General features: G+C 66.9%; 23 protein-coding genes. 5 read left to right on the forward strand and 18 right to left on the reverse strand.

The features are described from left to right. Positions 1–63: 63 nt before the first annotated feature. A complete protein-coding gene (locus CXY82_RS02840) occupies positions 64–1371 on the reverse strand; it encodes an ABC transporter substrate-binding protein (RefSeq protein WP_104169592.1) in 1308 nt (435 codons plus the stop codon). Positions 1372–1591: 220 nt separating this feature from the next. On the opposite strand from CXY82_RS02840, the gene CXY82_RS02845 reads away from it, so the two are divergent. Further along, on the forward strand, positions 1592–2605 hold the full coding sequence (locus CXY82_RS02845) for a LacI family DNA-binding transcriptional regulator (protein WP_104169593.1): 1014 nt from the start codon (positions 1592–1594) through the stop codon (positions 2603–2605). 98 nt (positions 2606–2703) lie between these two features. Beyond that, entirely contained in the window at positions 2704–4539 is a 1836-nt protein-coding gene (locus tag CXY82_RS02850; RefSeq protein WP_370443672.1) for a glycoside hydrolase family 2 protein, read from the forward strand. 585 nt (positions 4540–5124) lie between these two features. Here the strand turns inward: CXY82_RS02850 and cls are convergent. The 16 genes from cls to tilS all read right to left on the reverse strand — a co-directional run bounded on the left by cls (position 5125) and on the right by tilS (position 18856). Continuing rightward, positions 5125–6588 carry a cardiolipin synthase gene (gene cls, locus CXY82_RS02855; RefSeq protein WP_104169595.1) on the reverse strand — a complete coding sequence of 488 codons (1464 nt, stop codon included), beginning with the start codon at positions 6586–6588 and terminating at the stop codon, positions 5125–5127. Positions 6589–6594: 6 nt separating this feature from the next. Further along, positions 6595–6771 carry a hypothetical protein gene (locus tag CXY82_RS17500; RefSeq protein ID WP_166784554.1) on the reverse strand — a complete coding sequence of 59 codons (177 nt, stop codon included), beginning with the start codon at positions 6769–6771 and terminating at the stop codon, positions 6595–6597. A gap of 45 nt (positions 6772–6816) precedes the next feature. Then, positions 6817–6987 carry a hypothetical protein gene (locus tag CXY82_RS17215; protein WP_158252116.1) on the reverse strand — a complete coding sequence of 57 codons (171 nt, stop codon included), beginning with the start codon at positions 6985–6987 and terminating at the stop codon, positions 6817–6819. 7 nt (positions 6988–6994) lie between these two features. After that, positions 6995–8530: a lysine--tRNA ligase gene (gene lysS / locus CXY82_RS02860; protein WP_104169596.1), complete on the reverse strand. Its 1536-nt coding sequence runs from the start codon at positions 8528–8530 to the stop codon at positions 6995–6997. A gap of 132 nt (positions 8531–8662) precedes the next feature. Beyond that, positions 8663–9595, reverse strand: a complete 933-nt coding sequence (gene panC / locus CXY82_RS02865) for a pantoate--beta-alanine ligase (protein ID WP_104169597.1) — start codon at positions 9593–9595, stop codon at positions 8663–8665. After that, positions 9592–10350: a Rossmann-like and DUF2520 domain-containing protein gene (locus CXY82_RS02870; RefSeq protein WP_104169598.1), complete on the reverse strand. Its 759-nt coding sequence runs from the start codon at positions 10348–10350 to the stop codon at positions 9592–9594. The genes panC and CXY82_RS02870 overlap by 4 nt, the downstream gene beginning before the upstream one ends. Further along, positions 10347–11945, reverse strand: coding sequence for a PH domain-containing protein (locus tag CXY82_RS02875; RefSeq protein ID WP_104169599.1), 1599 nt, complete (start codon positions 11943–11945; stop codon positions 10347–10349). The genes CXY82_RS02870 and CXY82_RS02875 overlap by 4 nt, the downstream gene beginning before the upstream one ends. Then, entirely contained in the window at positions 11942–12439 is a 498-nt protein-coding gene (locus tag CXY82_RS02880) for a PH domain-containing protein (RefSeq protein WP_233199181.1), read from the reverse strand. The genes CXY82_RS02875 and CXY82_RS02880 overlap by 4 nt, the downstream gene beginning before the upstream one ends. Beyond that, positions 12432–12902, reverse strand: a complete 471-nt coding sequence (locus CXY82_RS02885) for a DUF3180 domain-containing protein (protein ID WP_104169601.1) — start codon at positions 12900–12902, stop codon at positions 12432–12434. Before CXY82_RS02885 ends, CXY82_RS02880 begins: the two co-directional genes overlap by 8 nt. Beyond that, entirely contained in the window at positions 12899–13423 is a 525-nt protein-coding gene (gene folK, locus CXY82_RS02890) for a 2-amino-4-hydroxy-6-hydroxymethyldihydropteridine diphosphokinase (protein ID WP_104169602.1), read from the reverse strand. Before folK ends, CXY82_RS02885 begins: the two co-directional genes overlap by 4 nt. Further along, positions 13420–13785: a dihydroneopterin aldolase gene (gene folB / locus CXY82_RS02895; protein ID WP_104169603.1), complete on the reverse strand. Its 366-nt coding sequence runs from the start codon at positions 13783–13785 to the stop codon at positions 13420–13422. Before folB ends, folK begins: the two co-directional genes overlap by 4 nt. Then, entirely contained in the window at positions 13782–14600 is an 819-nt protein-coding gene (gene folP, locus CXY82_RS02900) for a dihydropteroate synthase (protein WP_370287922.1), read from the reverse strand. The genes folB and folP overlap by 4 nt, the downstream gene beginning before the upstream one ends. Next, complete coding sequence (gene folE, locus CXY82_RS02905) at positions 14597–15166, reverse strand: GTP cyclohydrolase I FolE (RefSeq protein ID WP_104169604.1); 570 nt, start codon at positions 15164–15166, stop codon at positions 14597–14599. The genes folP and folE overlap by 4 nt, the downstream gene beginning before the upstream one ends. 8 nt (positions 15167–15174) lie before the next feature. Beyond that, entirely contained in the window at positions 15175–17184 is a 2010-nt protein-coding gene (gene ftsH / locus CXY82_RS02910) for an ATP-dependent zinc metalloprotease FtsH (protein ID WP_104169605.1), read from the reverse strand. A 66-nt stretch (positions 17185–17250) separates the two neighbouring features. Then, positions 17251–17802, reverse strand: coding sequence for a hypoxanthine phosphoribosyltransferase (hpt, locus tag CXY82_RS02915; protein ID WP_104169606.1), 552 nt, complete (start codon positions 17800–17802; stop codon positions 17251–17253). Continuing rightward, positions 17783–18856, reverse strand: coding sequence for a tRNA lysidine(34) synthetase TilS (gene tilS, locus CXY82_RS02920; RefSeq protein ID WP_104169607.1), 1074 nt, complete (start codon positions 18854–18856; stop codon positions 17783–17785). The genes hpt and tilS overlap by 20 nt, the downstream gene beginning before the upstream one ends. Before the next feature lie 45 nt (positions 18857–18901). On the opposite strand from tilS, the gene CXY82_RS02925 reads away from it, so the two are divergent. From CXY82_RS02925 to CXY82_RS18480, 3 genes are read left to right on the forward strand one after another with little or no spacing between them, the layout of a single operon-like run. Further along, positions 18902–19393 carry an inorganic diphosphatase gene (locus CXY82_RS02925; RefSeq protein ID WP_104102469.1) on the forward strand — a complete coding sequence of 164 codons (492 nt, stop codon included), beginning with the start codon at positions 18902–18904 and terminating at the stop codon, positions 19391–19393. Between the two features lie 46 nt (positions 19394–19439). Then, positions 19440–19835, forward strand: coding sequence for a DUF6671 family protein (locus CXY82_RS02930; protein WP_134544305.1), 396 nt, complete (start codon positions 19440–19442; stop codon positions 19833–19835). Beyond that, positions 19832–20119: a DUF6671 family protein gene (locus CXY82_RS18480; protein WP_370443673.1), complete on the forward strand. Its 288-nt coding sequence runs from the start codon at positions 19832–19834 to the stop codon at positions 20117–20119. The genes CXY82_RS02930 and CXY82_RS18480 overlap by 4 nt, the downstream gene beginning before the upstream one ends. A gap of 231 nt (positions 20120–20350) precedes the next feature. On the opposite strand, the gene CXY82_RS02940 is transcribed toward CXY82_RS18480, so the two are convergent. Continuing rightward, a partial coding sequence (locus CXY82_RS02940) for a C40 family peptidase (protein ID WP_146069035.1) occupies positions 20351–20792 on the reverse strand: 442 nt, incomplete at its 5' end.

Genomic DNA, 20792 nt, shown 5'->3' on the forward strand with positions numbered 1-20792 from the left:
AGTCGAGGGGCGGCGCGTCCTCCCCATGGGGAGGACGCGCTCACCGACCTTCGTCGACACTGGTCAGTCCCCGAACGAGGCTTTGTTATCGGCCATGAGTTTCGTCGCCGTGCCGGCGGCTTTTTTGAGCGCGTCACTCGGCGTCGTCGTTCCCTGAACCCCATCGGCGACTGCGATTTCGAGGGTCTCGGCCTGAACCCCACCGATCCCGGGAATGGGCGGCAAGAAACGCATCGAATCGATCGTCGCCGCGATTGCTTCTTGCGGCAGGCCGTCGAGGGCACCCGCATCGCGCACCGACTGGCGAGCGGGGATCATGCCCGAGCCTGCCCACTCGGCGGACTGCTCGCTCATCCAGGCGATGAACACCTTCGACGCGTTGACCTTGTTCTGGTCCGCGTTTGCCTGGCGGGGGAGGAAGAAGTTATGGGAGTTGGCCCATACGGCATCCGTGTCACCAATTGTGGGGACCGGGGCGACCGCGTAAGGCAGACCGGACTCGGCGAGATCGTTGATCTGCCAGATGCCGTCCCAGGTGATCGAGGTCTCACCATTCTTGAAGGCGACGTACTGAGAGTCGATGGCGACGTCACTCGGGCTGTAACCGTCGTCCACGATGGAGCGCTGCCACTCAAGTGCCTCTACCCCGGCTGCTGAATCAAACGTTGCCCCGTCGTCACCATATGGTTCACCGTCGTTCTGCCACAGCACGGAGAGGTTCATGAGGTGGCTCGGCCACCGCGTCGGCATCCAGAATGGAGTTTCGTACCCAGCTGCTTTGAGCTTGTCGAGCGCATCCTGGAAGGACGCCGCGTCGGTCGGGGCCTCTTCGATCCCAGCGGCGGCGAAATGTTCGGTGTTGTAGTACATGGCCAGTGAATGCACATCGAGCGGAATGCCGTATCGGGCGTCCTTATAGGCGCCGGCATTCCAGACTTCGTCGGTGAAGTCATCTGACGTCAGACCCAAGTCCTCGGCGAGATCGTCGATCGGTACGATGACGTTTCGCGCGGCATTCGACGCGAGCTGGTCCAGGTGCATCACGCCGACGTCGGGACCCTCGCCGGCGGTCACCGCTGCGGGCAGTCGCTGGTAGAAGTCGGTCCACTGCATCGTGTTCGAGACAACCGTGATGTTGTCATGCTCAGCATTGAAGTCGGACACCATCTTCTCCATGAACGGACCGTCCCCGCCGGTGAAGCCGTTCCAATAGGACAGCTCCACTTCAGGTCCGGTGTACTCACCGGTGAAGGGCTCACTCGCCGCCTGCCCGGTTCCGCCCGCAGAGCATCCGGCCAGTACCAGCATGAGTGCGGCACCGAGAGCTGTGGCCCCTATCACTCGTCGCCCCAGGAAGTCTTTCTGCTTCATGATCGTTCGTCCTCCTCATCGAAAACATCGCTCCGCGACCCATGCGCGAAGCGGGCCGCCCATTCCCCGCACCAATCGGAGCGGCAGACGAGTGCCTTCCGTCAATGTACAGCGCTGGAAAGATGTTTGTCTAGTCTGCGAGGATCCGCGACAAACGCCGTTTCCAGCGCCTGGCCACAGTCGCCTTAGGATGGACCGGACCGGACGGGACGGGACAAACATGGCAAGGGTTCGACTAATAGACGTCGCGGAGCTCGCGGGCGTGTCCATGAAGACCGTCTCAAACGTCGTTCACAACTATCCTCACGTGGCCCCGGCGCTCCGCGAGAAGGTGCAAGCGGCAATTGACCAGCTCGGCTACCGACCCAACCTTACGGCGCGGCGTCTGGCTACCGGAAGAACCGGAATGATCGCCCTGGCAATCCCCGAAATCGACCACCCGTACTTTTCGGAACTTTCCCGTCACATTGCCGAAGAAGCAACCCGACGAGGATACCGAGTCATCATCGAGCAGACCTTGAGCGATCCCGTCGCGGAACGGGCGGTACTCAGCGATCGGGAGGCTGGGCTGGTCGACGGCGTCATCTTTCACCCCGTCCGCATGGAATCGCTCGACATTGCGAAGCTCGATCCTGGCACTCCGCTGGTCTTGCTCGGCGAGGCGGCCATGCCTGTCATGACAGACCACGTGATGATCGACAACGTCTCGGCCGCTCTCGATGCCACGCGGCACCTCTTAGCGAGAGGATGTCGACGCATCGCTTTTCTCGGTGTCATAGCGGCGGACATCACTGGTTCGACGAATCAGCGCCTTCTCGGCTACCAACAGGGTCTCCTGGAGGCCGGGGTCCAGCTGGATCCTGAGCTGGTATTCACGGCCTTGGAATTCACGGCTGAAGCAGGCCTTCGTTCGGTTGCCGAGGCGATTGAGCGCGGGGTGTGTTTTGACGGCGTGGTCTGCCGCGACGACCGGTTTGCGATCGGAGCATTGAAAGCCCTCCATGATTCCGGGCGATCGGTACCCGCAGATGTGGCCGTGGTCGGTTGGGACAACACCTTCCTGGCCGCGTACACGTCCCCGACACTCACCTCCGTGGCGCCGAGGAAGACCGCTATCGCCGCGGCTGCTTTCGATCTCCTCGAGGAACGAATCGCTGGATACCGGGGGGTTGGCCGCCACAGGATCGTGGGGCATTCACTCGAGCTGCGCGAGAGCGCTCCATTTGCTCCTTGACGCCTCGACCGACGCTCGGACTTTACAGCGCTGTAATTTGGCGGCATGATTGCGGTATGTCGCGTTCTCTCCCGATTTCTGCCAGTGCCCAGGGTGGCGTGTATCCCCGCCCGCAACTTGTCCGCCCGAATTGGCACGATCTCGCCGGCGAGTGGGCATTCGAACACGACGATCACGACATCGGCAGAAGCGAGAAGTGGTTCGCAAACCCTGCACACCTTGGCCGGGTCATCACTGTTCCGTTTCCGCCTGAGTCGGAGATGTCAGGAATCGCCGAGCCGGGCTTCCATCCCGTTGTCTGGTATTCCCGCATCATCAGCCCCGAAGACGTGGCCGCGAGCGGACTGTCCCGCGGGCGTGACCGAGTGGTGTTGCATTTTGGGGCGGTCGACTACCGCGCATCTGTGTGGATCGATGGCCAGTTCATCGGGTCTCACGAGGGCGGCCAGACGCCGTTCTCCTTTGACATCACCGAAGCTCTGTCGCCCCAAGAGGACTGCGTGCTCGTGGTTCGTGCCGAGGATGACCCCCACGACGTAGCTCAGCCGCGGGGCAAACAGGATTGGCTTGAGGATGCGCACGTCATTTGGTACCACCGCACTACGGGGATTTGGCAACCGGTCTGGCTCGAGTCTGTGCCGGATCAGCGCATCACGGCACTGCGTTGGATTCCAAACGTGCCGGCTGGGGACGTCGCGATCGAGGTGGAGCTGACGCGGCGACCGGCGCCGAGCGTTACTGTTCAGGTGGAACTGTCCATCGCGGGCGAAATTCTCGCCCGGCAGTCTTTCTTGGCCGTTGAGCCGCGATCACAGGCAACCATTCAGATTTCTCGGCAGGCGAACGGTCAGGCCTGTGAAGCTCTCCTCTGGTCACCGGAAAACCCGCGACTGATTGACGCGCATGTCTCGATCATTGCTGACGACGGAAGCATTCTCGACGAGTCCTTCTCCTATTTCGGGCTTCGCAGCGTCGGTGTCGCGGGCGGCAGGTTCCTGCTCAATGACCGGCCGTACTTCGTACGATCGGTGCTGGAGCAGGGCTACTGGCCGCAGTCGCACCTCGCTGCGCCCTCGGCCGAAGCTTTGCGAGCCGAAGTGGAACTCATCAAGGCCCTCGGGTTCAACGCCGCGAGAATCCATGAAAAGGTCGAGGACCCTCGATTCCTCTATTGGGCGGACCGGCTCGGCTTGCTCATTTGGGGTGAAATGGGCAGCACCTACGAGTTCTCTTCGGAGGCAGTATCGCGAGTCACCCGCGAATGGACCGAAGTAGTGCGCCGCGACCGATCGCATCCGTCAATCGTCACCTGGGTTCCCCTCAACGAGAGTTGGGGTGTTCAACAGATCGCACACGACGACGCCCAGTTGAGCTTCGCCCAGTCGCTCTACCACCTGACTCGAGCGCTCGATCCGAGCCGCCCCGTCATCTCCAATGACGGCTGGGAACACGCCATATCTGACATCCTCACAATCCACGACTATGCCGGCACGGCCGAGCAGCTCGACGCCAATTACAAGGACATCGACGCCATCCGATCCCTCGTTGCGGGTATGGGTCCGGCAGGCCGTCGCCTGCAGCTCATCCCCCGCGAGGTCGATGGCCAGTCGATCATGGTCACTGAATTCGGCGGGGTCAGCTTCGCGCCCGACGCTGCCGATGACTCGTGGGGCTACACGACAGCGACAAGCTATGAGGACTTCGAAAATCGTGTATCAGGTCTCGTGGGAAGCCTTCGGGACAACCCGATCCTCTCGGGCTTTTGTTACACCCAGCTGACGGACACAATGCAGGAGACCAACGGGCTGACCGACGCGAACCGGAAGCCCAAACTGCCGATCGCCGTCATTCGCAGCATCGTATCCGGGGAGAACGCGCCCCTTCCCCGGGTGGCGGGGGTCGCTGCGTCGAGCCTGCACTCAGCCACCGGCTGAGGACGACTACGACCGGCTCCACGCACTCGGTCTCAGTGAGTGCACGCAGGTATTGAGATCGGGCGTGGAGTTGTGCCTCTGCTCGAGCTTCAGCGAGTCCGACGACGGCCGCACAGGCAGCCGTGGCGACGATGTCCAGCAGGAACCCGGAGACGGCGCTTTCGAACCGCGCGCCCCGGGTTCGGAACCAGCCAAGTCGACCGGCATGGAGCCCCTGTGCGGGAGAAAGATTTGTGCGATCACCTCGACCCGGATCTGCGTCGCCAGGTGAGCCAGGAAGAAAACCAGAGCGATCACGCTCGCCAGAACGGATGCTCCGCAGCACCGTGAGCAAGAACATGAACGTGGCGAGAAAGAGCCCAAGCGCACTATGCACACATGCCTCTGCACGGGCACCGGCCAAAAACACGTTTCACCCGCGCCCCCGAGCGAATTGGTTCACCACCGAACCGGGCTCATAGTCGTGCGGACTCCGGCTCGTGAACGCCTGTTGGGCACGGCGCGCATCGTCGAGGGAGTGCCTCCTCGACCACCGCCGACCTGGGTGGGTCAAGGTACCGGGGCTCGGAGCCGAGCCGGACGCCGCTACTGCACCGCGGAAGTCAGCCGGGCAAGATTGTCGAGCACCGTGGAGCGCAGCGGCTGCTTCATCCATTCCGCCAGGGTGAGTTCACGGCTGTCCTCCCGGTAGCCGTCTTCCACCGCCCGCAACTGCTGCACGAAGGAGCGTCCGCGCACCATCATCGATACCTCGAAGTTGAGGCTGAACGAGCGCATGTCCATGTTGCTCGACCCGATCACGGCCACCTCGTCGTCGATCGTGAAATGCTTGGCGTGCAGCACGTAGGGAGCCTTGTACAGGTAGATCTTCACGCCCGCCCGAAGCAGCTCCTCATAGTAGGAGCGCTGCGCGTGGTAGACGAGGGCCTGGTCGCCGACCTCGGAAACGAACAGCTCCACCCGCAGCCCGCGCTGAGTGGCCGTCGTGATGGCGTACATGATCGACTCGTCTGGCACGAAGTACGGGCTCGTGATGATGATGCGCTCCTGTGCATAGTAGAGCAGAGCGAGGAACAGGCGCAGGTTGTTCTCGCCCTCGAAGCCGGGTCCGCTGGGCACGACCTGGCAGTCCAGGGAGTGCGGCACAACCTCGGTTGACACCGGCTGGATGTCCCGGGTCAGAAGGTCGTTGGTCTCGCTATACCAGTCGGTGATGAAAATCGCGTTGAGACCCGACACGATCGGTCCCTCGACCCTCGTCATCAGGTCTTTCCACTTCAGGCCGCGACGGATGTTCCCCGGCATGTTGTACGTGCGGTCGATGACGTTCTGCGACCCCATGTAACCGACCGTGCCGTCGATGATCAGCACCTTACGGTGGTTGCGCAGATCCGGCCGCTGCCACTTTCCCTTGAGCGGCTGCAGCGGCAGCAGGAGCTCCCACTTCACGCCGGAGTCGGTGAGCCGGCGCAGCGTCTCGCGGTAGCCGAGCTTGCGCATCGACTGGATATGATCCATCAACACGCGCACGGTCACGCCGCGCTTGACGGCGTTTTCGAGGGCGTCGAAGAATGACGCCGTGGTCGGATCCAGGGAAAGAATGTAGAACTCGACGTGCACGAAATTGAGGGCCCGATCGATGTCCGTGACCATCTCGGCGAACGTGCCCTCATAGTCGCCGAGCAGGCGGGCCTCGTTGCCGCCGACCAGCGGCATCGCCCCCAGATTGCGGTTGAGTTCGACGACCGAGTCGAGCCAGAGCGGCCACGGATGATCGCGACGCACCTGATCGATGCCCTCGGTGCTGTCGAGGATGAACTGGTTGATCTCCTCCTGCATTTCCAGCCGCTTTTTCGGCAGGGTTCGGTAGCCGATGAGTAGGAAGAGTAAGGCGCCGATGAAGGGCAGGAAGAAGATCGTTAGCAGCCACGCCATGCCCGATGTCGGCCGACGGTTGCGAGGAACGACGACGATTGCCACCACGCGAATGGAGAAATCGACCACCAGGGCGATCACGAGGATGATGGTCGAGATGTCGATGCCGAACATTCGGTGCTACGTAACCGGTTTATCGAGCCCGAGCTTGGCGCGCTCTTCCGCCTCGATCCGGGCGTAGACCTTACGCTCCGTGCGGTCTGCCCGCACGATGGAACGCATCACGATCCAAAAGATCAGCCCGACGGCGACGGTGGGCAGGAGCGCCCAGAAAGCGCTGACCCAGAAGTTATCCATGATGTCTCCAACGATACGGGAAAACGGCGGGCAGGCGCGCGACGTTTACGTGTTCAGCAGCCCTGCGATACCGGTGCCGATTGCGTAGATCCCGGTTCCCGCGACGCCGACCCAGATCGAGATTTCGAGCAGGGACGGACGACGACGGACGCGCGGGATCGGTTGGCCGGGCACAGGCTCGCCGGGCACAGGCTCGCGAGGCGGCTTCGACCTCATCGGATGATCATTTCACCAGCGGGAATAGAATGGTCTCCCGGATTCCCAGCCCGGACAGCGCCATCAGCAAACGGTCGATGCCCATGCCCATGCCGCCGGTGGGCGGCATCCCGTGCTCGAGGGCCCGCAGGAATTCCTCGTCGAGGCGCATGGCCTCGGGGTCGCCGCCGGCGGCGAGGCGCGCCTGTTCGACGAAGCGCTCACGCTGCACGACCGGGTCGACAAGCTCGGAGTAGCCGGTGGCCAGCTCGAAGCCGCGCACGTACAGGTCCCACTTCTCGACCACCCCGGCCACACTGCGGTGGCCGCGCACGAGCGGGCTGGTGTCGATCGGGAAGTCCAGCACGAACGTGGGGCGGGTCAGGCCGCCCTTCACGAAGTGCTCCCACAGCTCCTCGACGTACTTGCCGTGGATGGGGTGGTCGATATCGAGCCCCTCCGTGTCGGCGAGCAACTTCAAGTCGGCGAGCGGGGTGGCCGGCGAGATCGCGTAGCCGACGGCCGCGGACAGGCTGTCGTACATGCCGATGCGGTCCCAGTCGCCGCCCAGGTCGAATTCGGTGCCGTCGGCCCAGGTCACCACGTGCGAACCGGCGATGGCGAACGCGGCATCCTGAATCAGTTTCTGGGTGAGGTCGGCGATCGAGTTGTAGTCGCCGTAAGCCTCGTAGGCCTCCAGCATCGCGAACTCCGGCGAGTGGGTGGAGTCGGCGCCCTCGTTGCGGAAGTTGCGGTTGATCTCGTAAACCCGGTCGATGCCGCCGACGACGGCGCGCTTGAGGAACAGCTCCGGCGCGATCCGCAGGAAGAGGTCGGTGTCGAACGCGTTGCTGTGGGTCGTGAACGGGCGAGCGGATGCGCCACCGTGCATGACCTGCAGCATCGGCGTCTCAATCTCGATGAAGCCCAGCTCCGTGAAGGTGCGGCGCATGCTAGCGACGGTCTGCGAGCGCTGGATCACGCTGCGGCGGGCCTGCTCGCGAATGATCAGGTCGAGGTACCGACTGCGCACGCGGGTCTCCTCGCTGAGCGCGGTGTGCAGGTTCGGCAGCGGCAGCAGCGCCTTGGCGGCGACCTGCCACTCCGACGCCATGACGGAGAGCTCGCCGCGGCGGGAGGAGATGACCTCGCCGGAGACAAAGAGGTGGTCGCCGAGGTCGACGAGGTCTTTCCAATCGGCGAGGGATTCCTCCCCCACCGCCCCCAGGGAGATCATTGCCTGGATGCGGCTGCCGTCCCCGGACTGCAGGCTCGCGAAACAGAGCTTGCCGGTATTGCGCAGGTGCACGACGCGGCCGGCGAGGCCGACGGTAACGCCGGTGACGGCATCCGCTTCGAGGTCGCCGAACTGCGCGCGCACGGCGGGAATCGTGTCGGTGACGGGCACGCACACCGGGTAGGCGCCGCCGGCGGGACTGGTCGCGGCGGCGTTCAACCGGTCACGCTTGGCCAGGCGCACGACCTTCTGCTCGTTGGTCTCGGCCTCCGCCGCTGCGGCGGCCACGATCTCGGCCTCGGTCGGTGCTGGGTTCTGCTCGCTCATGCGGTTCTCCGTGGCAGGTGGCGGCCGGGCGATGCCCGGCGCTCCCGCGCGTGCTCATAAATGTGACGACGTGTTGATGAAAGGTCGGGCTGGTGAGGGTCTGGCTGGTGACGGTCGTGCGGGTGGTGCGGCCTAGGAAAGGTCCAGGGCCACGTTGTCGATCAGCCGGGTGTGACCGACCAGCGCGGCGACCAGCATGCGGGCCGGGCCGTGATGCTCGCCCCCGACCGGAAGGAAGGTCCGCGGGTCGACGACAACGAGATAGTCCAGTTTAACCAGCGGCTGCACGTCGATCCGCGCGTGGGCGGCCTGCAGCGCGGCGCCGACCCCCTGGGCGGCGACGGATGCTGCGGCCTCGAGCCCCGCGGACAGCGCCCGGGCGGCGGCGCGCTGCGCCGGTTCGAGCGCGCGGTTGCGGCTGGAGAGGGCGAGGCCGCCGTCTTCGCGCACGATCCGGACGACCTCGATGCGGGTGCGGAAGTTGAGGTCGGCCAGCATCCGTTCGACCAGGAAGACCTGCTGCGCGTCTTTCTGGCCGAATACGGCCACGTCGGGGCCGACGATGTTGAACAGCTTCGCGACCACCGTCAGCATGCCGTCGAAATGCCCGGGGCGCGCAGCGCCCTCGAAGAGGCTGCCGACCGCGCCGGCGACAACCCGGGTGGAAGCGGCGCCGTCCGGGTACATCAGCTGGCTGGTTGGCGCGAATACGAACGGCACGCCCTCCGCGGCCAGAGCCGCGACATCGGCCTCGAGCATGCGCGGGTAGCTGCCGAGATCTTCCCCGACCCCGAATTGCAGCGGGTTGACGAAGATCGACACCACGACGATGTCGCCGAGGCTGCGGGCCCGGCGCACCAGGGCCAGGTGCCCGGCGTGCAGGGCCCCCATGGTCGGGACCAACACGACGCGGGGGGTGCCGCCGGCCTCGCCGCGCTCGGCGCGCGCGTTCTCGATGCGGCTCTGCGCGTCGGTCAGGCGGCTCCGCAGTTCCTCGATGCTGCCGATGACTGCTGGTTTGGTGAGCACGTTCACTCGTCCTCCGGTGTGTTGCGGTTGTGTCATTCGTCGAAACCGTCCTGGTCGCGGGTGTCGAGCGCGTCCAGCGCGTCGAGCTGGGAGAGGTCGAGACGGTCGGGGCCGGTGCGGGCCAGCGCGTTCTCCATGGCGGAGCGCATCAGCGGCGCGATCACCGCCCCGGGGTGCTCGATGCCGATGCCGGCCAGCAGCCCGGTGGCCTGCTCCACGATCGAGGTGGAGAACGCCGTGGCGGTGTCAACGGCCTCGGCATAGGCAGCCCGGTCGGCCTCCGCGACGATCACGGGCTCGCCGCCCATCTCCACGACCAGCGCCTGCCCGATCGGCAGCACTGGCGTAGGCGCCGTCACCGCGAAGTAGCTGTCGGCGAGGCGGGCCAGGTCGATGCTGGTTCCGGTGAAGCTCATGGCCGGGTGGATGGCCAGCGGGATCGCGCCACCGGCCAGCGCCGGGGCCAGCACCGCGGTGCCGTACCGGGCCGAGGTGTGCAACACAAGCTGGCCGGCCTGCCAGGTTCCGGCGGCCGCGAGCCCGCTGACGAGGCTCTCGAGCTGGGCGTCGGGCACGGCGATGATGACCAGTTCGCTGCGCTCGACGATCTCGGGAACGGTGAGGATGGGCGCGCCCGGAAGAATCGCCTCGGCCCGGTCGCGGCTGGACTGCGAGATGGCGGAGATCCCGACGATCGCGTGGCCCGCGCCGGCGAGGGCGGCGCCGAGGATGGGGCCGACCCGGCCGGCACCGATGATGCCGATCCCGAGGCGTCCGGGACGCGGCGTCATTCGATGACTCCGTTCGGTTGCTTCCAGGTGGGTTGGGCCGCGGTCGGCTGGTCCTGGATCGGCTGGTTCCAGTGGTGGCTGGTGTCGGACTGGGCCGACGAGATGGCCCCGGAGGCGATCCGGTCGAAGAAAACCAGGGCCTCTGCGGCGGCCACCACCCCGAGGTAGGCGGACACCGGCCCGGCGACGGTGTGCAGCCGGGCGGAGGCGAGGCGCAGCATCCGGGTCACGGGGCCCTGCGAGATGGCGACGCTCTGCAACCGGGCCAGCGGCACCAGCACCAGCTCCCGCGAGATCACGCCGCGCCGGAGCAGAGCGATGCCGCCCACGACGGTGTAGCCGGTGCGGCGCCACGAGAACGGATGCAGCCAGGCCGCCCGGCGCGGCGCGTTCGTGAAGCCGTCGTCGCCGCCCTTCGAGCGGAGGCCCCGTTCGATCAGGGCCTGCTGCTCCGCCGAGTCGAACCCGGGCAGGATCAATTCGAGCACCCGGGCGACGTCGGCGAGCGTGCCCACCGGGAGGGTTGTGGTGTTGGCCTCGCCGGCGGCACCCTGGGCGCTGGAGTGGCCGGCCGTGTTGATGCGCACCTGCCACCAGCCGAACGGGCGCCAGAGCAACGGCTGCGAGACGCCGATCGCGTGGATCCGGCCCGGCGGCAGGGTCTCGTTGCTCGTGGTGAGCAGCCCGAAGCCGACCCGCACGCCGTCGGGGGTGCCGGCGATGCTGTAGCGCAGCGACTTGGTGACCCGGGTGAAATAGAAGCTGACGCTGGCGATCAGGGTGGGGATGAAGGCTACGAGCAGCCAGTCGCTGCCGCCGGCGGTCACGCTGACGATCAGGGCGATTCCGGCGAGCACGACGAAGACCGTGAAGCCGCTGAACACGACGGATCCGATCAGCCTCCCGGGTGGAATCCGCACCACCGATTCCGGCGGGGCGGCGTCGGGGTCCAGCTCGGGCGCGAAGAGATCCCGGGCCCGGTCGGCGGCGGCGGTCGCGGGAGAGTGGGGTGACGCGGGAGCGAGACCGAGACGGGAGGTCGGGGCCAGCGCGGCATCCGGGGCGGGAACGGCCTGCTGCCGCAGTCCGGACGCGAGGCGAAGGATGTCCCGTCGCAGCTGGTCGGCCAGGGTCGAACCCAGGTAGGCCAGTTGCACATTGGCGTCCTGACCGGCCACGCTGACTTCGAGCTTCGCGGCGCCGATCAGGCGAGGGATGAACGGGCGCACGATGTTGACGCCCTGGATGCGGTCGAGGCGGGCCCGGCGGTTGCTGCGGAAGAGCATTCCGCTACGCACCTCGACGACCTCCCCGGTGACCCGGAAGGTGTGCATGCGCCAGGACAGGTAGAAGACCGCCAGGATCAGCACAAGCACGACCGCGACCGCGAGCAGCGCCCAGCCGACGACGCCGCGCTCGAGGATCGCGTCGATCGGGTCCCCGCCGTATCTCGGCACCCCGAAGAAGACGTCGATCAGCCGCTCGCGAAGGTTGGCGATGATGAAGCCGAGCACGGCGACGATGAAGATGCCGCCGCGCAGCAGTGGGCTGGCCGGATGCAGCCGGTGCCATTCCCCGTCGGCGAGCGTGGTCACAGCCCGGCCCGGCGACTCTCGGCCAGCTCCACGAGCCGGTCGCGCAGGCTCTCCGCGTCGGCCTCGGCGAGCCCCGGGATGAGCACCCCCGACGAGGCCGCCGCGGTCACGAATTTGAGGTCGGCCAGACCCAGCCAGCGCGCGATCGGGCCGCGCGTGATATCGACCAGCTGCATCCGCCCGTAAGGGACGGACACGAACCGGGTGAACATGATGCCCCGGCGGAAGAGCAGGTCGTCGCGTCGCAGCTGATAGCCGATGGCCCGCACCCGGCGCGGTTCGAAGGCGACACTGGCCCCGGTGATCAACACGATCGCGCCGATCACGTAGAGCGCCCACTGCACGTCGAGGAGCAGCCACACCGCCGCGGCCATGGCCGTGAACACCAGTCCGAAGACGATCGTGCCGACCGTCTCCACCACCACATAACGCGGGGAGACGCGCTTCCACTCCTCCACGTCGGGGAGGTCCAGTCCTACAGCCGCCTCAGGCACGCACTTCTCCCTGCTCTTGATCGTCGTCATCGGGGGGAAGCGTGCAAAAGTGCTCGGCCACCAGCCCCAGCGTCAGGAGGATCCCGGCGCCTACCGCCGTCCCGATTGCAGGCCATAACGATGTTACCGCCGGCATGACCGAGCGGGTCAGGATGTAGAGCACGATTCCCAGTCCGCCGCCGAGAAGCAGCGCCCCGCTCAGCGCCGACGCCTTCGCCAGTAGTGCCACCCGGATGGCCAGGAACGGGTTGACGTGTTTCCGCACCGTGCCGCGAATGGCCTGACGGATCGGCCAGGCCAGCGCCAGGACGCCGATCCCGATCGCGATCAGCGCGATCGGCAGGGTGGCCGGGGGCAGGAACATCGCCGAGCCGCCGGCCGCGGCGGCCAGCTCGAGCAGGAACACGACGACCAGGCCGGCCAGACCCAGGGCGATCAGCGCCGACGGCTGCGTACGTTTCACCGGCTGCCGCCCGCGGACGGCAGGGCGGGGTGCCGCTGCACGGTGGTGTTGATCGCGCCGAGCAGCGCGCGCACCGGGCCGCGGCCCGGCAGCACGGCGGCCGGGTCGAGGTCCAACCACGGGGCCAGCACGAAGTCGCGCTCGGCGGCCCGCTGGTGCGGGATAGTCAGGCGCTCGTCGTGCAGCGAGGCCGTTCCGAAGACGATGATGTCGATGTCGAGGGTGCGGTCGCCCCAGCGTTCGACCCGCACCCGACCGTGGTCGTTCTCGATGGCGTTCACCGCGTCGAGCAGGGTGTGCGGGTGCCCGGTGTAACGGATGCCGACCACCAGGTTCAGATAGCGCGGTGCCTCGTCGTCGACGCCGCCGACCTTCACCGCGGCGGACTCGTAGACCGGGGAGACGCCGGTCAGCTCGAGCCCGGGCACCTGCTTCAGGGCGTCGATCGCCGCGGTGAGGGTGGCCATGCGGTCGCCGAGATTGCTGCCCAGGGCGAGCAGCGCCGGGGTCGCGTCGGTCATGCGCGCGTCCGCACGATCTGCACCGCGACATCCGTGAACGGTACGGAGATCGGTGCCTGTGGTTTGTGCACCGTCACCTGAACCGTGTCGGCGGCGTCGTGCGCCAGCACCGCGGCGGCGATGCGCTCGGCGACGGTTTCGATCAGGTCGACCGGGTTGTGCCGGGCAGCATCCGTCACCTCCACGGCGAGCTCGCCGTAGTGGATGGTCTGCGTCACATCGTCGCTCGCGGCGGCATGCCGCAGGTCGAGCCAAACCGTCACGTCGATGACGAAGTCCTGTCCGTTTTCCCGCTCGAAGTCGTAGACGCCGTGGTGCGCGTTGACCCGCAGGCCGGTGAGCGTGATGGAGTCGCTTCTCATGGTCCCATTCTGGCGGAATCCGCCAGTGCCAGCACATTCAGCGCCGTTCGCGTCGCCGCGACGTCGTGCACGCGCACCGCCCAGGCGCCGGCCTGCGCGGCCAGCACGCTGACCACGGCGGTCGGCAGATCGCGTTCCAGCACGCCCGCGTCGGCCGGGAGCACCCCGGCGAGGAACCGCTTGCGAGAGGCACCGACCATGACCGGGAACCCCAGGTCGGCGAAGGCGTCCAGGTGGGACAGCAAACGCCAGTTGTGCTCGGGCAGCTTCGAGAAGCCGAGCCCCGGGTCAAGCACGATCTTCTCCGGCGGCAGGCCAGCCGCGGTGAGCATGTCGACCCGCGCAACCAGCTCGGCCCGCACCTCGGCGACGACGTCGCCATAGACAGCGAGGTCGTCCATCTTCGGGGCGTGCGCCCGCCAGTGCATGGCGACGTAGGTCAGCCCGCTGCGTGCGGCGATGGATGCCATCTGCGGGTCCGCCAGGCCGCCGGAGACGTCGTTGATGATCTGCGCCCCGGCGGCGGCCGCGGCGGCCGCGGTGCTCGAATTGAGGGTGTCGACACTGATCGAAAGCCCCTGCCGGGCGAGTTCGCTGATCACCGGGATCACCCGGGACTGCTCCTCGGCGGGCGCGACCCGGCCGGCGCCGGGGCGCGTGGACTCGCCGCCCACGTCGATCAGGTCGGCTCCCTGGGACTGCAGGTCGAGGGCGTGAATGATCGCGGCATCCGTCGACGCCCACCGGCCGCCGTCGCTGAAGGAATCCGGTGTGACGTTGAGCACCCCCATGATCAGGGTGCGCGGCCGGGTCACCGGCCGGAGCCGATCAGGGCCATGATCTCGGCGCGCTTCACGGGATCGGCGAGGGACCCGCGGCTGGCCATCGTGACGGTCGAGCTGCCGGTCTGGCGCGAACCGCGGGCGGTCACGCAGCCGTGCACGGCGTCGAGCACGACCAGTACGCCGAGCGGTGCGAGCCCGATTTGGAGCGCCTCGGCGATCTCCTCGGTCAGGCGTTCCTGCATCTGGGGCCGGGCGGCGATCGTGTCGACGACGGCCGGCAGCTTGCCCAGACCCACGACCCGTTCGTTCGGCACGTAGGCAAGGTGGGCGATGCCGAGGAAGGGCAGCAGGTGATGTTCGCAGACGGAGCGGAAGGCGATGTCGCGCAGGAGCACCAGTTCACCCGTGTGCGGGCCCACCGGGATCGTGTCGCGCAGGTGGTCGACCGGGTCCACCGCCAGCCCGGCGAAGAACTCACCGTATGATTCGGCCACCCGGCGAGGGGTCGCCCTGAGGCCCGGACGGGCGGGATCTTCGCCGATTGCGGCGAGGATCTCGGCGACCGCGGCTTCGATCCGCACCCTGTCCACTGCCACCCGGGGGCCTACGCGGTGGCGGGGCGAGGGGTACGGGCCGGCGTGCGGGCCGGAGTGCGCGCGGCGGTCTCGCCAGCGGTACTGCCATCGGCGACTCCGCTCTCGATGAGGGCCTTGGAGGTCGGCATCGCGATGGGCGGCAGGTCGGAGACCGGACGCTTGTCACTGGACAGCCACTGCGGCCGCGGGGGCAGCTTGACGACGCCCGTGAAGAGCCCGGCCAGCGCGTGCTGGTCGAGCGTCTCGTGCTCGAGCAGCTCGGCGGCCAGGTCGTCGAGGATGGCCCGGTTCGTGATCAGCACCTGGTATGCCTCGTCGTGCGCGTCTTCAAGCAGCTGGCGCACTTCGGCGTCGACGCTTTCGGCGACCCGCTCGGAGTAGTCCCGCTGGTGGCCCATGTCGCGGCCGAGGAAGACCTCACCGGAACCCTGCCCGAGCTTGAGCGGGCCGACGGCCGAGCTCATGCCGAACTCGGTGACCATCTTGCGCGCGGTGGAGGTGGCCTTCTCGATGTCGTTCGAGGCGCCGGTGGTCGGGTCGTGGAAGATGATCTCCTCGGCCACCCGACCGCCCATTGCGTAGGCGAGCTGGTCGAGTAGTTCGTTGCGGGTGACGGAGTAGCGGTCTTCGACCGGCATAACCATCGTGTAGCCGAGGGCGCGGCCGCGGGGCAGGATCGTGATCTTGGTGACCGGGTCGGTGTTGCGCATCGCGGTCGCCACGAGCGCGTGGCCGCCCTCGTGGTACGCGGTGATCAGCTTCTCTTTGTCGCGCATAACACGGCTGCGGCGCTGCGGACCGGCCATCACGCGGTCGACTGCCTCGTCGAGGGCGCGGTTGTCGATCAGCTGCGCGTTGGAACGCGCGGTGAGCAGCGCGGCCTCGTTGAGAACGTTGGCCAAATCGGCGCCGGTGAAGCCGGGCGTCTTGCGCGCCAGCACCTCGAGGTCGACGCCGGGAGCCATCGGCTTGCCCTTGGAGTGCACCTCCAAGATGCGCTTGCGACCGAGCATGTCGGGCGCGTCCACGCCGATCTGACGGTCGAAGCGACCGGGGCGCAGCAGCGCCGGGTCGAGGATGTCGGGCCGGTTGGTGGCCGCGATGAGAATGACGTTCGCCTTGACGTCGAAGCCGTCCATCTCGACCAGCAGCTGGTTGAGGGTCTGCTCGCGCTCGTCGTGCCCGCCGCCCATGCCGGCGCCGCGGTGACGGCCAACGGCGTCGATCTCATCGATGAAGATGATGGCCGGGGCGTTTTCCTTGGCCTGCTGGAACAGGTCGCGCACGCGGCTCGCGCCGACGCCGACGAACATTTCCACGAAGTCGGAGCCCGAGATCGCGTAGAACGGCACGTTGGCCTCGCCGGCGACGGCCCGGGCGAGGAGGGTCTTTCCGGTTCCGGGAGGGCCGTAGAGCAGAACGCCCTTGGGGATGCGTGCCCCGACGGCCTGGAACTTCGCCGGCTCCTTGAGGAAATCCTTGATCTCCTCGAGCTCCTCGATGGCCTCGTCGGCGCCCGCGACATCCGCGAATGTCACCTGGGGACTCTCCTTGGATACCAGCTTGGCCTTCGACTTGCCAAACTGCATCACCTTGTTGCCGCCGCCCTGCATGCCGGCGAGCATGAACCAGAAGAACGCGCCGATCAGGAGCAGGGGCAGCATGATGCCGAGCAGCGACAGGATCCAGCTGGACTTCGGCACCTCGTCGGTGAAGCCGTCGGCCGGATTGGCAGTGGTGACGGCCGTGATGACCTCTTCGCCGCGCGGGGCGACGTAGTAGAACTGGACCTCGCTACCGAGGTCTTTATCCGCCTTGGTCAGGGTGAGGTCGACGCGCTGCTCGCCGTCGACGATCGTGGCCTCGGAGACCTTCCCGTCTTTCAGGAACTCCAGTCCCTGTTGGGTCGGAATCTCTTTGAATCCCGACATGGTAATGAGACTCGACCCTACCCACACAGCAACAATCGCCAGGAGAATGTAGAGGAGCGGCCCGCGCAGTAGCTTCTTGACGTTCATCGTGGTGTCAGGCTACCGTGACCGCGCTGGACGAAGACCGTGTGTTCGCCCAAAGCGCTACCAGGCTCAGCTGTAGATGTGCGGGGCGAGAACACCCACCGAGCGCAGATTGCGGTAGCGTTCGTCGAAGTCGAGACCGTAGCCCACGACAAACTGGTTCGGGATGTCGAAACCGAGGTATTTCACGTCGATGTCGACGCGAGCGGCATCCGGCTTGCGCAGCAGGGCGCAGATTTCAACGGATTCCGGTCCGCGAGACTTCAGGTTGGACAGCAGCCACGAGAGCGTCAGACCGGAGTCGATGATGTCCTCGACGATGAGCACGTTGCGACCGTGCAGGTCGGTGTCGAGGTCCTTCAGGATGCGCACGACGCCGCTGGACTGCGTGCCGGACCCGTAGGAGCTGACCGCCATCCAGTCCATCGTGATCGGGTGCACGAGTTCGCGCGCCAGATCGGCCATGACCATGACCGCTCCTTTGAGCACGCCGACCAGCAACAGGTCCTTGCCGGCATAGTCCGCCTCGATCAGGCGGCACAGCTCTGCGAGCCGGGTGCGGATCTGCTCCTCCTCGATCAGAATCTCGGTGAGGTCGCCTTCAATGTCGCGGGGTTCCATGGGAGCGGGAGGGTCCTTTGCTCGGGGCGTGTCCAGGCGCGGTGAATATCAGCCAGCCGTCCTGCCGTATAACCCTAACGCCTGGCAGGTCAAGCGGCTTCTGCCCGTGCCAGTCGGTGACCAGGCGCAGCACGGCCAGCGTGTGCACGCGTTCCAGGGACACCCCGAACTCCCGTTCGACCGAGAATCGGATGATCCGCTGGCGCACCGCGGGCGGATTCGTCTCGAGCCGGCTCGCGTCCAGCCGGATTCCGGCGCCGTCGGCAGAGTCGCTGAGCGGTTCACTCAGCTGCTCGCTGAGACCACGGGCCAGGTCGTCGAGCGCGCTCGAGTCCTCGCGCAGCTGCCCGGCCGTGCGCACGAGTGCTTCGGCCACGCCGGGCCCCAGCTCCCGCTCGAGTACGGGCAGCACGGTCTGGCGTACCCGCACCCGCTGGAAGCGGGGGTCGTCGTTGTGCGGGTCCTGCCAGGGGTGCAGGCCGGCATCCACGCAGAATTGCCGGGTCCGGGCGCGACGGATGCCCAGCAGCGGCCGCAGAATCGGTCCGCCGACCGGCTTCATTCCCTGCAGGCTTGTGGGGCCCGATCCCCGGGCAAGGCCGAGTAGCACGGTCTCGGCCTGATCGTCGAGTGTGTGCCCGAGGAGGATGTGGCTCGCGCCGGTCTCCCGCCGCGCCTGGTCGAAGGCCGCGTACCGAGCGGTGCGGGCGGAGGCCTCCGGACCGCCGGCATCCGTGCCGTGGTCGACCGTGACCCGAAGAACGAGAACCGGGTCGAGGCCGAGTTCCCGCGCCTGCCCGGCCGCGGCCGCCGCGACGCCGGCCGAGCCGGCCTGCAGGGCGTGGTCGACGATGACCGCCCCGGCGCGCAGGCCCGCGCGCGGCGCCTCGAAAGCGGTGGCTGCGGCCAGGGCGAGCGAGTCGGCTCCCCCGCTGAGGCCGACCAGCACCAGGCCGCCGCCGCGGGCCGGGCCGGCCTCGGTGAGCAGGGTGCGTACATGGCGGCGCACATCGGCGATCGCCGGGGTGAGCCTCGGGCGGCGTGGGGACTCCATCCAGTAACGTTATCGACAGACTGTGAACAAGGGAGAGACCAGGCCATGGCAGCATACGACGCAGTAATTGAAATCCCTCGCGGGAGCCGCAACAAGTACGAAGTCGATCACGAGACCGGGCGGGTGTACCTGGACCGTGTTCTCTACACGAGCTTCGTGTACCCGACCGACTACGGCTTCTTCGAGAACACCCTGGGACTCGACGGCGACCCGGTCGACGTCCTGGTCCTGATCGAGTTTCCCCTTTTCCCAGGGGTCGGCCTGTCGGTACGCCCGGTCGGCGTGTTCAATATGACGGATGACGGCGGCTCAGACGCAAAGGTCATCGCGGTTCCCGCGGGCGACCCGCGCTGGGACTATATCCAGGACGTCACCGACATCCCGGAGTACACCCGCAAGGAGATCGAGCACTTCTTCGAGCACTACAAGGACCTCGAACCCGGCAAATGGGTCAAGACCGAGGGCTGGGGCGACGCCGCGGAGGCCGACCAGATCGTGCGCGACGGCCTCACGAAACTGGCGGAAGAGGGCCACTAGGACGCGTCTCCTGCAGTCCGGTGAGGATTGTCGGCAGAATCGACCCGTGACTCGTACTGCCGTGATGGCGAGCGTGAGTGAGGTCGGGCTGCCGAGGCTCGTCCCGGACCTGGATCACGCGCAGACCAGGGATGATCCCGCCGATGTCCAGCCATACCGGGCCCGCGTACCCGCCGGGAAGCAGTTGCCCGGCGGGACATGTACCACCTTGGGCCTGAAGATTGCCGAAGGCAGCGTCAGCACCTCGCCAGTGGCCGGAGGACGACACATCGTTAGCGCCAGCGAAGCCATCACGTTCGCGTCGGCTATCGGCTTCCTGGACCAAGGCGTGATCCTGCACGGCACACAGAAGAACCACACGGTCACCCACAAAAACATCACCCAATTCGAGATCCTCGGCGACACCGCTGAAGCACTTCTGAAACAGCACCGATCGTTGTGATACTTCCGGACTATCGCGCCCACAAGGCACCATCCCGCGCCGCAGCCATCCGAGCACTGTGCGAGAAAATGGCCCAGCGTCTCTCAACCGAGTGTCCGGCCTGCCGGGCGCCCGGGTTTGGCCACGTCAACGTCGAACACGGCCTGCCCTGCTCCTTCTGCGGATCGGCAACCCAGGCCATCGCAGCCGATATCCACGGCTGCGGCCGGTGCACTCACCAGATCCGGACACCACGAAATCACGCACTGGCAGCCCCAGAATGGTGCGACTACTGCAACTCGTGAAGTGGCGACCCCACACGTGCTGCCCCCTCGTTCGTCCCCGCGCTCCTCGAGCGGCGACGCCGGCTTGCCACACCCGCAAGCTGTGGCGCGGACTTGCCACTCGCCACGACAAACCCGCCCTCACCTACCGGGGCGGAGCTGTCCTGAGCGCCATCGTGGTGTGGTGACACGAATTCGCAGACACGCCCTGGATGCCCACGCACCCGACAACCCGGTGATCCGTTTCGCCGGTCAGCCGGGTCGGCCCACGTAGGGAGCCACGTCGCCGGCAGACCAGATGCCGTGGATGCGCACGGGCGAGGACGGGTTCGGGGCCTCGAGGATCTTGCCGCCGCCCACGTAGATAGCCACATGGTAGTAGTCACCACCCCCGCCCCAGAATACGAGGTCGCCGCGCTGAGCTTGACTGAAGGGCACCAGGCGACCCTCGTTGGCCATGGTGCGGTACTGGTTGGTGGCCGAGTGCGCGCCAATGTAAATGCCCGCCGCCGCGTAGGCGGCCTTGGTCAGCCCCGAGCAGTCCCAGACGTTCGGCCCGGAGCCGCCGAGCACGTAGCGGTCGCCGAGCTGCTGGGTGGCGAATGACAGCGCCGTGTCGACCGCTCCGGCGCTCGGGGCCGGGGCCGCGGGGGCCGGGGCTGCCGAGGCCGGGGCTGCCGGGGCCGGCGCCGCC

Origin of the sequence: Cryobacterium sp. M23 (assembly GCF_002929655.1) — a bacterium.
GTDB classification, from domain to species: Bacteria; Actinomycetota; Actinomycetes; order Actinomycetales; family Microbacteriaceae; genus Cryobacterium; species Cryobacterium sandaracinum.